Source organism: Synechococcus sp. PCC 7502 (assembly GCF_000317085.1).
GTDB lineage: Bacteria > Cyanobacteriota > Cyanobacteriia > Pseudanabaenales > Pseudanabaenaceae > PCC-7502.
This window is the reverse complement of sequence record NC_019702.1, coordinates 2,116,627-2,129,957: the sequence shown is the minus strand read 5'-3', so window position 1 is coordinate 2,129,957 and position 13,331 is coordinate 2,116,627. Positions and strand designations below refer to the sequence as shown.

The window sequence follows — 13,331 nt, the reverse complement described above, 5'->3', positions numbered from 1 at the left end:
TAATCCTTGTGGTTAATAAAATCAAAAAATGTCTGAATCTGAAATTAATCCCGCCCCATACATCGATCACGCCATCCTTAATCCTACGGCAGTTCCAGAGCAAATCGATCAAGCCTGTCATGAAAGCGATCGCTACGGTTTTGCCAGTGTGTGTGTGTATCCCTGCTATGTCAAACGCGCGGCTGATCAATTAAATAAAACCAGAGTTCTTGTTTCAACGGTAATCGGGTTTCCAAGTGGTGCCAGTACGCCATCTACCAAGCTCTATGAGGCACAGGAAGCAGTAGAAAATGGAGCGCAAGAATTAGATGTGGTGCTTAATTTAGGTTTAATTAAAGCGGGGAATGCCGATGCTTTACTGGCAGAAATTGCGCCTATTTGTGAAATCACCAAAGTTCCGATCAAGGCAATTTTAGAAATGAATTTACTCACCACCGATGAACAAGTCTTAGCCGCAGAAGTATGCCTAGATGCAGGGGTAATGTTTTTAAAGACTAGTACAGGCTGGGCAGGTGGAGCAACCATTGAGCAGGTCAAACTCTTGAAGTCAGTCGGTAGGGGCAGAGTGGGGATTAAAGCCTCTGGGGGGATTCGGACTCTGGCACAGGCGATCGCTCTGATTGAAGCTGGAGCAACTAGACTGGGAACATCAAGGAGTGTGGAAATTATGGCAGAATTTAAAGATATTTGATTTGCAGAGATTGTCAATACTCGGTATTAACCTATGACCAATGAACCCGATCAAAATACGAATACAACTGTAGATAAAACAGTAGATAAGTCTAAAGAGTCTACACCTATGGGGAGGGTTGAGGAAATTCCTAAGATTATTCAAGCTACCCTAAAACAAAAGTTAGATGTAGTGAAAACCTCGGCACAAAAAACCTACAACCAAGTGCTAGATAAAGCGACAGAAACCGTTGATCATATAGATTCATGGGCAGTTGATCAGGTTAATGAAAATCTGGATAAAGTTGCCGAAACTGTCGATCGCTCCCGCCAAGAAGCTCAGGCAAAACTCCAAAAAGGCTTAAAACATACCCAATCTACTATTCAGGAAAAGGCTAAAAATACAGGCGATCGCCTTAAAAATACAGCGCAGTCGGTACTCAAAAAGTTGAAAGACCAGCTATAGTCTAATTTAAGATTTTGATTTAAGTGCTTTAAAAGTATTGATTTGGCATTTAAAATTTTGGTTAATATCTAAGTAATTTCTCAGGTAAGCATGGTTTATTTTATTGATCTATTCGCTGGAATTGGGGGAATGCGTTTGGCATTTGAGCAGTCAGGTGCAGTTTGCAACTTTTCCTCAGAATGGGACAAATTTTGCCAACAGACATACCTTGCTAATTTTGGAGAACAGCCATTTGGTGACATAACCCAGATTACCTCAGATCAAATTCCAGATCATGATATTTTAGTTGGTGGATTTCCCTGTCAGCCCTTCAGTATTGCTGGGGTAAGTAAACACAATTCCCTCGGAAATGATCATGGATTTGAACATCCTACTCAAGGTACTCTATTTTTTGAAGTTGCAAGAATAATTAAAGATAAAAGACCTAGAGCTTTCTTGTTAGAGAATGTTAAAAATTTGGTAAGTCACGATCAGGGAAAGACATTTAAAGTAATTAAAGAAACCCTAGAGGAGCTAGGTTACTACATTTATTATCAGGTTTTAGATGCTGCTGCAATTCTACCCCAACATCGAGAACGAATATTTATTGTTGGTTTCCTTGAACCTGTTGCCTTTAAGTTTCCAGTATTGCCAAATCTTTATCCAAAGATCAAAGATATTTTAGAAACTAATGTGAATGATAAATATACGCTTACAGATCATCTCTGGCAATATTTACAAAATTACGCAGAAAAACACCGACTTAAAGGAAATGGGTTTGGATACGGATTGGTTAATCTTGAGAGCATATCTCGTACTTTAAGTGCAAGGTATTATAAAGATGGTTCAGAGATTCTAATTCCGCAAAAAAATAAGAATCCTCGCCGACTAACACCGAGAGAATGCGCTCGACTTATGGGATTTCCAGAAACATTTAAAATCGTCACAAGTGACACCAGAGCATATAAACAATTTGGTAATTCGATAGCTGTTCCTGTTGTCCAAGCGATCGCTCAAGAAATGATTGCCTCCCTCCAAAAGCCAAAGATTTTAAACTATCCTATACGCTCTCCGCTACAACTAAAACTCTTTGAGAATCGGACAGCTTTTCATGAAAGAACAGGTACTTTGGGTTAATTAAATGACAAAAATATTTCTTAGTAAAGATGAGGCTAACTTTTTAAAGGAGTTACAGAAAATTTACTACATGGCAATAATTAAAGAAAAAGTTGATGATTGGGTTAACCAAATTGCAAATCCACAGGTGGGATGGGTGGAAGTATTAAATCATCTGAATGAAATTTTAAGGGATGCTCAAGCTGATGTTGAAGAACTTTTAGATGAAAGGATAGCCACAGGTGAGATTAAAGATAAGTCTCAAGCTCGCAAAAGTATTGTTGGGAATGCTTTCTCTAATGTAATTATTTATATTTTTATCCAAAATAAATTAGTTGGGAACCTTGCAGAAGGAATTTATATTACGGCTAAAAAGTCAACGATCCCAAGTTTTGAGAGAATTTCTACCATTAATGTTGGGGAAGAAACTCAAAAGCCAGATATGGATTTAATAATTTACTCTCTCAAGGAAAATGCAGATTTAGATAAGTGCATTATTTTGTCACTTAAGACTTCATTAAGGGAACGTGCTGGTCAAACCTATAAGTGGAAGCTTCTGATGGAAATTGCCATGTCAGATTGTGAAGTTCGTGATAAGTATGACATTTCATATAATCCGCCCACAATTCCTTTAATCTGCTTTGTTACAGTTAATTTTTACGATGAGATAAATAATCCTCAACATAGGGGAATGTTTAAGTTTTTTGATCGGGCATTTATTGGTAAGCCGATCGATTCTGAATCTACTAATTTTATTTCTCCACTTTCCAACTTAATCGATTTTGCTAATGAAAGCCTCCGATAAACTTGATGTTGATTTAAATGCTCAATTTTTCTAATCATCATTCTCTTAAGCGCAGATTTCAGGGAGTTTTAACCGTTCTTGCCTACCATGATCCCCTAGAGGATTTAAGCAATTTAGTTGATCAAATAATAGTAGGGAACCTCCCGCCCATCTCCTCAAAAACTTCGGCAATTTTATTAGGACTGTATCAACACCAAGATTTAACTGAAATCAGTAAAAATATAATCGATCCAGAACATCTAATTATCACCTTAGCGATCGCCCTAGCCTGCCGAGAACAATTACAGCCTCGTACCCTAGTTAAAAATCTGTGTGATTACCTCCAGCCCTATCCCGATCTTTGCTCCCAGTTAAAATTGGCTCACAGCCTTGCTGAGCAGGGCACAAGTAGGACGATCGCCCGATCAAGCCTTAATACAGATACTCTGGCTTTTGGTATCTATTGTTTTTTGAGTACGCCTTTTAGTTGGAATTTACTTAATCAAAATATGGAGATTGCGGCGATCGCTGCTGCCTATTTAGGACATATACCGAACTCAACACAAAATGTCAGGGCTATCAAGTTAGGTATGAATCTGGGCGATCGCTTGTTCGCAGCATGGGCAGGAGTCTACGATTTAAGTAATATTCCCGATGATTTTTATCCCGCACTTAAGTATCCCGATCGCTGGTCTTTAGGGGCATAGCATGACATTTAATCAATTTAATCATCAACTCAGTAACGGCATTATTGTCACCACGGCACAAATGCAGGCGATCGAAACCTTAATGTTTGATTCTGGAATGCCCGTTGCCGCATTAATGGAAAAGGTCGCAGGACTAATTACCCAACGCTTTAATCAACTCTATCCATCGGCTCTGTTTCCCAAGGTGGGAGTGCTAGTTGGTTGTGGACATAATGGCGGTGATGCTTTAGTCGTAGCCCGTGAATTGTGGTGCCAAGGTCGAGATGTGCGGGTTTATTTACCTATTCCCAGCCTGAAACCTCTTACTGCCCAGCATTGGCAATATGCCCAGAGTATAGGCATTCCAGAGGTTGCCCTCGAAGAACTCAAAACCTGCTATTTACTAATTGATGGACTATTTGGCTTTGGTTTAAGCCGATCGCTCGCTCGCACCTTAGCAGAGCAAATCACACAAATTAATACTTGGAATATCCCAATCCTCTCCATTGACCTCCCCTCAGGGCTGCATACGGATACAGGGGTAGTGATGGGGGCTGCAATTAAAGCTACTCATACCTTATGTTTGGGGCTATGGAAACGGGGGCTATTTATCGAAGAAGCACTACCTTACATTGGCAGCTTGGAAAGAATTGATTTTGATATTCCCACTCCATTTATTAATCAAGTTATTCATCAAGATCAGCAGCATCTCCGCCGAATAGACCCCAAAATTGTTTTATCCCAATTACCCCTACATCGCCCGATCGCTACACACAAATATCAAGTGGGACATCTACTCTTAATTGGGGGATCGCAACGCTATGGTGGGGCTGTGATTTTAGCAGCCTTAGGAGCTAGAGCCACTGGGGTAGGGATGTTGAGCATAGCTGTCCCCGCTTCTTTACGAGATTTAGTTTTGGCACAAGTGCCAGAGGCTTTAATTATTAGCTGTCCAGAAACAACTACTGGAGCGATCGCCCATTTACCCGATCTAGATTTCACTAAATATACAGCCATTGCCTGTGGCGTGGGTATTTCCCTTGATGCTCATGATTTAGTAACTCAAGTGCTAGGTACTAGTCCAAATTTACTTCTAGATGCCGATGCTCTAACTTTATTAGCACAAATTGGAATCGAAAAACTCCAAGAGCGATCGCCCCTTTCCACAGTTTTAACACCCCATTGGGGAGAATTTCGCGGTTTATTTCCTGAACAGGAGCCAGATCGTCTAACTGCCCTTAATCAGGCTGCGATCGCTACTAAGTCCGTAATTTTATTAAAAGGAGCAAGAACTGCCATCGGTTTTACGCATCCACAACAGCAGTTACAAACATGGATAAATCCTGAAAGTACTCCTGCTTTGGCAAGGGGTGGTAGTGGAGATGTACTCACAGGGATCATCGGTGGTCTATTGGCGCAGGGTATGTCTCCTTGGGATAGTGCGATCGCAGGTGCAGTATGGCATGCTCAAGCGGGGCGGTGGCTAGCAGCAATTCATACGGAAATGGGCGTACATCCTCAAACTTTGGCTGAACACTTGCTGCCCTATTTAGCTAGAAGCTATGCAGCGACTCTTTAGAGGAAGTTTAGACAAAGACATATCTATTTAACTAGCTCTTAACTAGCTCAAACTTGCCAGTCCCGTCAGTTCCCATTTTAATTTGAGATACATAAAACTGCTTTTGATTAATTTCACCGTCTGGAGTAAAGGAAATTTCACCCAATGGCGTAAGATATTGTCCCCCTAAAATTGCCTTATTTAGCTCCTGTCGTTTTTGCTCTAGGGGAGTAGTGCTTAGCTTAGTCGTGCGATCGACGGTTTTAAGTGCTTCTACAAATACTTGAACAGCGGTAAATGCCTGAGCGCTGAATTGAGGCGGTAGTTTTTGGTTTTGTTCCTCGTATGCTTTGCGAAAAGCTTGATTAATTGGCGAGACTTCATCGGGGCTGTATGCTTGGGCGACAATAATACCATCACAATCTTTTTGGCACACGGGGAACACATTCGAGGTATTAAAGCCATTGCCACCGACAATTAAACCTTTATAACCCAATTCTCGTAACTGCTTAACTAAGTTTCCACCATCGGCAGCTAAGCCAGAAATTATCACTAAGTCGGGCTTGGCATTCAGAGCATTAGTGGCTTGAGTCTGAAAATCGGTATCAGTGGTTTGAAATTTCTGCACTGTGGCGATATTTAGTTCCTGTTCTTTGACTACAGTTTGAAATATTTCCGTTTCTGACTTGCTATAGGCATCATTTTGAGCAAATAAAACCGCCACATTTTTAAGATTGGGATTTAATTTCAAAGCAACCTTAAGAGCATTAGGAGCAACAATTGATACTGGGGCAGAAATTCTGGAAATATATGCACCGATTTGGGGAATCCCTTTAGCAGTATTAGATGGAGCGATTACTGGCACCTTAGCCCTCTCAGCAATGGGATCAGCACCAAATGCTTGTTGGGAGAGAGTTGGACCTACAATACCTAGAACTTGATCCTGATTAATTAGAGTTTGAAAAGCATTAATTGCCCCTTGCTCATCACCAGAGGTATCCTGAAAGATTAGCTTGATCGGCGTACCATTAATCCCGCCCTGAGCGTTAAAGTAGGACTCGGCAATTTTGGCACCAATCACTTGCTCTTGTCCAAACAAAGAGACATTTCCAGTTTGGGCTACGGCAACACCAATGGCAATGCTCGAACTATTATCTGTAGAGCAAGCGATGACAAGAAGGCAGGTAATTACGGCTATAACAAGTTGTTTAAGAAATTTCATGAATATCTTTAAAATATCTAAATATCTAGGTCGGTAAGATTTAGTTTAGAACCGTAGGTTTCGATAAATTCCCGCCTTGGTGCAACCCGATCGCCCATCAGAATTGTAAAAATCCGATCAGCTTCAGCAGCATCTTCAATCGTAATTTGTTTGAGGGTACGGGTGGCAGGATTCATGGTTGTATCCCATAATTGAATCGGCATCATTTCGCCCAAACCTTTAAAGCGCTGGATGTTGTAATTGGCATTGGCAGGAAAAGTGGCAAGATGTGCTTGAAGTTCGCGATCGCTATAGCAATACTGCATACTCTTACCCCGTTCCACTTTATATAACGGCGGGCAGCCAATGTAGATATAGCCTTGATCCACCAATTGCCGTTGATAGCGATAAAAGAAGGTAAGTAAAAGTGTGCGAATGTGAGCACCATCCACATCAGCATCAGCTAGAAGAATGATTTTGTGGTAGCGCAGTTGAGCTAGGTTAAACTCTTCACCTCTAATACCCATCCCCAAACCTGTAATTAAAGCTTGAATTTCCGCATTTTTATAAATCTTGCTATCTTCAGCTTTTTCGATATTGAGAACCTTACCTCGGAGGGGGAGAATTGCCTGAAAATGTCTATCCCTTCCTTGCTTGGCACTTCCACCCGCAGAGTCGCCTTCCACGATAAATACTTCAGATTCTCTGGGGTCACGGGAACTACAGTCAGCCAGCTTTCCGGGTAATGTCGAAGATTCTAGGGCAGATTTTCTTCGTACTAATTCTCTAGCTCTACGGGCAGCTTCAGCAGCATTAAAGGATTGCACCGCTTTATCAATAATTGAGGCAGCGATCGCAGGATGAAATTCTAAATATTCGCTTAAAACTTCACCGACGAAGGAATCAACAATGCCTCGAACTTCAGGATTACCTAACTTAGTTTTAGTTTGTCCTTCAAACTCTGGATCGGGAACCTTGACAGAAATTACGGCGGTTAAGCCTTCTCTGACGTTCTCTCCCGCTAGATTAGAGTCACCTTCTTTTAGCTTCTTTAATTTACGAGCATTGGCATTAATTGTCCGAGTTAATACAGTTTTTAGTCCCTCTAGGTGAGTTCCGCCATCGATGGTACGGATATTATTAGCAAAACCAAGGATATTGTCATTATAAGCATCACTGCACCATTGCAAAGCCACTTCTACCTGCACATGATCTCGTTCCCCGTTCACATAGATAATGTCATTATGAATAGCCTCCTTTTCACGGGTCATATAGGTGACATATTCACGGATACCGCCTTCGTATTGGTAAACTTCACTTCTTGGTTCTTCACCACGGCGATCGCTAAACTGAATATAAACACCCGCATTTAAGTAGGCAAGCTCTTTTAACCTACCCGCCAGAGTCGTAAAATCAAAGGTGGTTTCCGTTAAGAAAATTTGGGCATCGGGTTTGAATCTAACTTGAGTGCCTCGCCTAGGATTATCAGTTTTAACCCCTGTCAAAATGCCAATGGGAAATCCCCGCTCAAAGCGTTGGGTATATATTTGATCTTGCCTCCAGACACTGACTTCTACCCATTCCGAGAGGGCATTAACTACGGAAATACCTACCCCATGTAAGCCCCCTGAAACTTTATAGCCACCGCCGCCAAATTTACCGCCAGCATGGAGGACAGTCATGACTGTTTCTAGGGCTGATTTTCCCGTTTTAGGATGAATATCTGTGGGAATCCCACGACCATTATCAGTTACAGATACAGAGCCATCAGGTAGTAGTTCAATTTCAATGCGATCGCAATATCCACCCAAAGCTTCATCAACGCTGTTATCTACGACCTCAAACACTAAATGATGCAAACCCTTAGGTCCCGTAGAGCCTATGTACATTCCCGGACGCTTCCGAACGGCTTCTAACCCTTCTAAAACCTGAATTTGATCGGCATTGTAGGTTTCGTTGGGGGTTAAAGATTGAATCATGGGCTAGACTCCAAATATTTCTTGTTAAGTTGTGTTTTTAAACCATTTGTTTTTAGAGCTTTTTCATGCCTCTAAACAGGTTTGTTGAAGTAAACGTTAAAACACTAAGACATTATACTACAAAAGCGTCTAAGCTGATTTTAGTAGGGTTTAGATTAACTTTTGGGAATACGCATCTCAATACTATCTGAATACATAGTTTGGTAACAATTTGCCATAATCCAGATTTAGTATAGTATGATGCACTGACAAGGTTTTAACGGGGAGCAGCCGTTGAAGATTAGGTTCTAATCGGGGAAAGTTTGGTGCAAATCCAACGCTGTACCGCAACTGTAAAAGAGCAATAAAGTGAAGTTTAGTTTTTTACTATTCTCTAAGTTCTCTAAGTCAGAATGCCCGCCAAAGTCTAGATCAATATATTATTCACATCTGCGAGTTACAGCATGAGAAATTCTTTTCAAGTTATATGGTTGAAAACTGAGCAGTTTGTACTGTCAATACCTGCCCAAGCTACTTTATATATACTTCTCTGGTCACTAATTATTTGGTTGGTTTACTTCACTACCTATCCTGCAGTGCACGATTCCGTCCATTCGCTACGACACCATACCCTCGGTGTTAGTTGTCATTAATGGGTTATTAATATTTGGATTCAGCACTTATCAGGAGTTTTTAATCATGTTATCGAAGTTCAAACTATCCGCTTTGATTGGTATAGCCTGCTGCATCATTGGCTTATGTACCGCCTTTATTGGGTTTTCTCAATCATCTGAGCCTTCTATTCAGTTAACTACTAATCCAGCGATCGCCCAAATAATTCCCCTGGAAGCCGAAGCAACAAAATATTTAGGCTCAGGTAAGTATGAGTCCCCAGTACAGTTGAAATTTCAGGCAAAATCTGCCACTGGGTCAACCTTAGAAAATGCTCGATTTCATCTACAGATTCTCACACCTGCCCCAACACCCTGGTTGACAACTGATTTCCCGATTGTGGAAGGCACAAAATTATTGGATATTTCAGGAGATGCGCCTACGGGTGAGTTTTTAATAGATCAGGTTTTCCCAATTCGAGGGCAGTATCAGCTGCAGGTTGATGTGACTTCCTTGGGTACCAATGGTTTTGCACCGATATCCCAGAGCTTAAGTCTTACGGTTCCCGAAAATCCCTTAAAGTTTAAGTATTTCCCCTTCGTTTTATTAGTTTTGTTAGCGATCGGGTTTGGCGGTGGTTGGGTGATTGGTGGTCGGCAACAAATTCGAGATGGTGAAATTGCACCCCGTCCAGTCCGCTTGATGCTTAGTGGTGTGACTATTTTAGCGATCGCTGCCCTGTTATTTTTTAATGTCAGTGCCGAGCTAGGTAAAGCCCATGCTGAGATATCAATAGAAAACTCGATCAAAAATTCTGGTTTAATTCAGTCCCAAGGCTTGAAATTAGAGTTAAATGGGGATGACCATACGGCGGTTGGGCAGATGGCTTCTTTCCAATTAAAACTTACGGATAGCCAAACCAATCAACCTATAAGTGATGCTCTTTTTGCCGTTAAGTCCACACAGATAGAAAATAATTGGGTATCCTTTGCCTATCAAGGTGTTCCCGATCATAAGGGCTTGCTGACATGGCAGGAGCAATTTTTTGATGGTGCGCCCCATAAAGTTGAGGTTGAAGTTTCGCCTAGATTAGGTAGCGATCTCCAATTTGAACCATTCCAAGTCAGTCGAGAAATTGAAGTGGAGGGTATTGCCCCACCGATGTCAGTGCGATTTATAGGCTTATTTTATTTCACTATAGTTTTAGCATTAGGGCTGATTGCAGGATTATGGTTCCAAAACCGTCGTTTGCGGAATAAAGTGCGATATAACAAGGTCAATTTTTAGAGAATTTTATGGCAGCAAAAATACCTGTAACCGTGATTACGGGATTTCTCGGCAGTGGCAAAACCACCTTAATTCGTAATCAACTTCTAAATAATCAAGGGCGGAGAATTGCAGTTTTAGTCAATGAATTTGGCGAAATTGGCATAGATGGGGAAATCCTGCGATCGTGTCGTGTTTGTGACGAAGATGGTAAAGAAATTACGCCCAATATTGTCGAACTTACCAATGGTTGCTTGTGCTGTACTGTGCAAGAAGAGTTTTTGCCGACTATGCAGGAACTATTAAAAAGGCGGGATCAAATTGACTGTATTTTAATTGAAACCTCTGGACTGGCATTACCTAAACCGTTAATTCAGGCATTTCGCTGGCAAGAAATTCGGAATGGTGCCACTGTAGATGGGGTAATTACCGTGGTCGATTGTGAAGCAGTAGCTAATGGCAAATTAGTTAGTGATCTTGATGCCGTAAATGCCCAACGCCAAGATGATTCCAGCCTTGAGCATGAAACTCCCATTGAAGAGTTATTTGAAGATCAATTAGCCTGTGCGGATTTAGTATTGCTGACTAAAACTGATTTAGTTGATTCTGAAGCACAATCAAAGGTAGAAACTTGGTTGAAAACTGAATTGCGATCAGGCGTAAAAATTCTTGCCTGTAAAGATGGAGCCGTGAATTCAGCCGTGATTTTAGGATTTAACTCGGCGGTAGAAGATAACCTCGATGCTCGTCCCAGCCATCACGATACTGAGGAAGAGCATGATCACGATGATGATATTAACTCGGTGGAAATAGTCTCTGAGCATAACTTGGAGCCAATTAAATTAATGGAGTCACTCAAACTATTAATCTCTAAGCAGGAAATTTATAGAATTAAAGGCTTTGTAAATGTAGTAAATAAACCGATGCGAATGGTGCTACAAGGTGTGGGCGATCGCCTAGAAAGTTTCTATGATCGGGCGTGGAAAAGTGATGAAATCCGTCAAACTCGGTTGGTTTTTATTGGTAAGAATTTAGAGCGATCGCTAATTGAAAGTCAAATCTTAAATCTAAAGGGTTAAGCCATGCCTGAGTTATTAAACTTTACAGGATTTATACGGGGGGTAAAATACAAAGTTAGATTGGCACAAGAACTAGAAAGAATTGAATTTGAAAATTTTGATGTCAATACATCCAACTCATTTGGAATGATTAGTATGGCTGATACCGAAATAGCATACTCAAAATGGGTTTCTCCTAAGCGCACTAGAAGCTATCCTTTCGCAAGAATATACAACACTTATAATGCGGCTAAAGTCTTAACAGTCATACCAATTATTAAAGATGAAGGTAAAGATGGTGATTTAGATAAAATTCAATATTCTACATTTTCATGGATGAATTTATTAAATATCTACATTGTGCTTGGATACTATGAAGATGCAGAGAAAAGTACAAATCCTAAACAGGTTAATAAACATAAACTTACTAATCAGAGATTTAATAATCAGTTCATAAAATCTCAAATTCAAGAGATATTTGCCTATAAGCAAAGTGCTTTACATTGGAATAGGAATTTACTTGAAGATCGTTTTTTGGAAATATTTAGGCAATCTCTTAATAGTTATCAAGATATATCTAATAGAACTAATGCTCAGATTCACTCTCAAGATAGTATGAATAGCTATTTAGAAATGATTAAAGAAAATTTTGAGAATTTCAAAAACCTATCTCTAAAGAGTTCTGAAGCTGCTAGTAATCGAGAAGTTAAAACTACTCATAGCTCTGAATATCTTACCGATGGAACAAAGGCAACTTTAAGTATTGAAAATTATCTTGGTGGCACTTACTATCTAACAATAGATGAGATAATTAAGGATCAAGACGTATATATAATTCAAGAGTCAAAGAATTCAACCAAGAAAGCATTACCAGAACTTAGTGATATTCAAGATGGATTATTTAAACTGATTCTGTATTCTAATATTGATTCCTTATTCTTAAATAATCAGCAAGTTGAATTTACAACAAGACTAAAGCTAACGGGGCAAAATATTAAAGGAAGTATTACCTTACCCTGCGGATTAATTGAACTTAGAAATTTCTTTGTAGAAAATGTGTGTATTCTAAGTGAAAAAGAAATGAATACTATCAGACGCCTGCTTTCAGAGTCAACATCTAATGAGAATATAACAATTGTGATTGGAGGCAATAACTAATATGGTCACTAAATCTCATATAAAAAGTCCCTTACGTTATCCGGGAGGGAAGTCAAAAGCAATTGATCAAATCCTACCCCATATTCCTTTAAATATTAATGACTATAGAGAACCATTTGTGGGGGGAGGATCGGTTTTTATTGCTGTAAATCAATTCCTTCATACAAGAATTAAACACTATTGGATTAATGATCTTAACTATGATTTATATTGTCTATGGTTATATGCTAGAGATGATATTAAAAATCTGAAAAGTGCTATTTCCGAAATTAAGCAAAAATATACTGATGGCAGAGAATTATTTAACTATTACACTCAACCAGAATTAAGTTTAAATGAATTTGATCGAGCAGTAAGATTTTTTGTCTTAAATCGCATTACTTTTTCGGGAACTGTCGATTCTGGAGGTTATTCACAACAAGCTTTTGAAAAAAGATTTACTGATTCATCAATCGATAGGCTTGAGCAACTTTCACCCTGTCTAATTAATGCTAAGATCACAAACTTTGATTATGAGAAATTGGTATTAAGAGCAGGAACAGGAGTATTTTTATTTCTTGATCCTCCCTATTTAAGTGCGACTAAATCTCGACTTTATGGAAAAAGAGGATCACTACATCTTGATTTTGATCATGAAAGATTTGCCGCAAATATGCGTAAATGTGAGCATAGATGGTTGATCACCTATGATGATGATCCTGAAATTAGAAAATTATTTACCTTTGCTAAAGTTATTGAGTGGAAACTTCAATATGGGATGAATAACTATAAGCAAGAATCTGCATCTATTGGGCAAGAACTACTCATAAAAAACTTTTAA

Annotated in this window: 13 protein-coding genes and 1 riboswitch; of the genes, 11 read left to right on the top strand and 2 right to left on the bottom strand. The window is 39.7% G+C overall.

Features of this window, described 5'->3' with window-relative positions; genetic code table 11:
* Positions 1-28: 28 nt before the first annotated feature.
* The 6 genes from deoC (at position 29) to SYN7502_RS10455 (ending at position 5,279) form a co-directional block, all read left to right on the top strand.
* The gene (deoC, locus tag SYN7502_RS10480) at positions 29-691 is read left to right on the top strand and encodes a deoxyribose-phosphate aldolase (protein ID WP_015168801.1); all 663 of its coding nucleotides are present in this window, start codon (positions 29-31) and stop codon (positions 689-691) included.
* 33 nt (positions 692-724) lie between these two features.
* Positions 725-1,135, top strand: a complete 411-nt coding sequence (locus SYN7502_RS10475; protein ID WP_041429371.1) for a hypothetical protein — start codon at positions 725-727, stop codon at positions 1,133-1,135.
* Between the two features lie 90 nt (positions 1,136-1,225).
* The gene (gene dcm, locus SYN7502_RS10470) at positions 1,226-2,251 is read left to right on the top strand and encodes a DNA (cytosine-5-)-methyltransferase (protein ID WP_015168800.1); all 1,026 of its coding nucleotides are present in this window, start codon (positions 1,226-1,228) and stop codon (positions 2,249-2,251) included.
* A 4-nt stretch (positions 2,252-2,255) separates the two neighbouring features.
* Positions 2,256-3,035, top strand: coding sequence for a BsaWI family type II restriction enzyme (locus tag SYN7502_RS10465; protein ID WP_015168799.1), 780 nt, complete (start codon positions 2,256-2,258; stop codon positions 3,033-3,035).
* A gap of 17 nt (positions 3,036-3,052) precedes the next feature.
* Complete coding sequence (locus tag SYN7502_RS10460; protein WP_015168798.1) at positions 3,053-3,721, top strand: hypothetical protein; 669 nt, start codon at positions 3,053-3,055, stop codon at positions 3,719-3,721.
* A 1-nt stretch (position 3,722) separates the two neighbouring features.
* Entirely contained in the window at positions 3,723-5,279 is a 1,557-nt protein-coding gene (locus tag SYN7502_RS10455; RefSeq protein ID WP_015168797.1) for a bifunctional ADP-dependent NAD(P)H-hydrate dehydratase/NAD(P)H-hydrate epimerase, read from the top strand.
* A 31-nt stretch (positions 5,280-5,310) separates the two neighbouring features.
* Here SYN7502_RS10455 and SYN7502_RS10450 read toward each other — a convergent pair whose 3' ends face one another.
* On the bottom strand, positions 5,311-6,480 hold the full coding sequence (locus SYN7502_RS10450; RefSeq protein WP_015168796.1) for an ABC transporter substrate-binding protein: 1,170 nt from the start codon (positions 6,478-6,480) through the stop codon (positions 5,311-5,313).
* 17 nt (positions 6,481-6,497) lie between these two features.
* Positions 6,498-8,438, bottom strand: a complete 1,941-nt coding sequence (gene gyrB / locus SYN7502_RS10445; RefSeq protein WP_015168795.1) for a DNA topoisomerase (ATP-hydrolyzing) subunit B — start codon at positions 8,436-8,438, stop codon at positions 6,498-6,500.
* A 265-nt stretch (positions 8,439-8,703) separates the two neighbouring features.
* Positions 8,704-8,856, top strand: a riboswitch (cobalamin riboswitch).
* A gap of 25 nt (positions 8,857-8,881) precedes the next feature.
* Here gyrB and SYN7502_RS18905 point away from each other — a divergent pair.
* Genes SYN7502_RS18905 through SYN7502_RS10425 form a run of 5 tightly spaced genes read left to right on the top strand, consistent with a single transcriptional unit; the run spans position 8,882 to position 13,331 of the window.
* Positions 8,882-9,070, top strand: a complete 189-nt coding sequence (locus SYN7502_RS18905) for a CbtB domain-containing protein (protein ID WP_015168794.1) — start codon at positions 8,882-8,884, stop codon at positions 9,068-9,070.
* 46 nt (positions 9,071-9,116) lie between these two features.
* Entirely contained in the window at positions 9,117-10,316 is a 1,200-nt protein-coding gene (locus tag SYN7502_RS10440) for a hypothetical protein (RefSeq protein ID WP_015168793.1), read from the top strand.
* Positions 10,317-10,324: 8 nt separating this feature from the next.
* The gene (gene cobW, locus SYN7502_RS10435; protein ID WP_015168792.1) at positions 10,325-11,374 is read left to right on the top strand and encodes a cobalamin biosynthesis protein CobW; all 1,050 of its coding nucleotides are present in this window, start codon (positions 10,325-10,327) and stop codon (positions 11,372-11,374) included.
* Between the two features lie 3 nt (positions 11,375-11,377).
* Entirely contained in the window at positions 11,378-12,511 is a 1,134-nt protein-coding gene (locus SYN7502_RS10430) for a hypothetical protein (RefSeq protein WP_015168791.1), read from the top strand.
* 1 nt (position 12,512) lies between these two features.
* Entirely contained in the window at positions 12,513-13,331 is an 819-nt protein-coding gene (locus SYN7502_RS10425) for a DNA adenine methylase (RefSeq protein WP_015168790.1), read from the top strand.

What these genes read in the sequence shown, in the direction of transcription:
- SYN7502_RS18905 (WP_015168794.1), top strand. Translation starts at nt 8,882, where the DNA reads ATGAGAAATTCTTTTCAAGTTATATGGTTGAAAACTGAGCAGTTTGTA.
- dcm (WP_015168800.1), top strand. Translation starts at nt 1,226, where the DNA reads ATGGTTTATTTTATTGATCTATTCGCTGGAATTGGGGGAATGCGTTTG.
- SYN7502_RS10455 (WP_015168797.1), top strand. Translation starts at nt 3,723, where the DNA reads ATGACATTTAATCAATTTAATCATCAACTCAGTAACGGCATTATTGTC.
- SYN7502_RS10460 (WP_015168798.1), top strand. Translation starts at nt 3,053, where the DNA reads ATGCTCAATTTTTCTAATCATCATTCTCTTAAGCGCAGATTTCAGGGA.
- SYN7502_RS10440 (WP_015168793.1), top strand. Translation starts at nt 9,117, where the DNA reads ATGTTATCGAAGTTCAAACTATCCGCTTTGATTGGTATAGCCTGCTGC.
- gyrB (WP_015168795.1), bottom strand. Translation starts at nt 8,438, where the DNA reads ATGATTCAATCTTTAACCCCCAACGAAACCTACAATGCCGATCAAATT.
- SYN7502_RS10430 (WP_015168791.1), top strand. Translation starts at nt 11,378, where the DNA reads ATGCCTGAGTTATTAAACTTTACAGGATTTATACGGGGGGTAAAATAC.
- SYN7502_RS10425 (WP_015168790.1), top strand. Translation starts at nt 12,513, where the DNA reads ATGGTCACTAAATCTCATATAAAAAGTCCCTTACGTTATCCGGGAGGG.
- cobW (WP_015168792.1), top strand. Translation starts at nt 10,325, where the DNA reads ATGGCAGCAAAAATACCTGTAACCGTGATTACGGGATTTCTCGGCAGT.
- deoC (WP_015168801.1), top strand. Translation starts at nt 29, where the DNA reads ATGTCTGAATCTGAAATTAATCCCGCCCCATACATCGATCACGCCATC.
- SYN7502_RS10450 (WP_015168796.1), bottom strand. Translation starts at nt 6,480, where the DNA reads ATGAAATTTCTTAAACAACTTGTTATAGCCGTAATTACCTGCCTTCTT.
- SYN7502_RS10465 (WP_015168799.1), top strand. Translation starts at nt 2,256, where the DNA reads ATGACAAAAATATTTCTTAGTAAAGATGAGGCTAACTTTTTAAAGGAG.
- SYN7502_RS10475 (WP_041429371.1), top strand. Translation starts at nt 725, where the DNA reads ATGACCAATGAACCCGATCAAAATACGAATACAACTGTAGATAAAACA.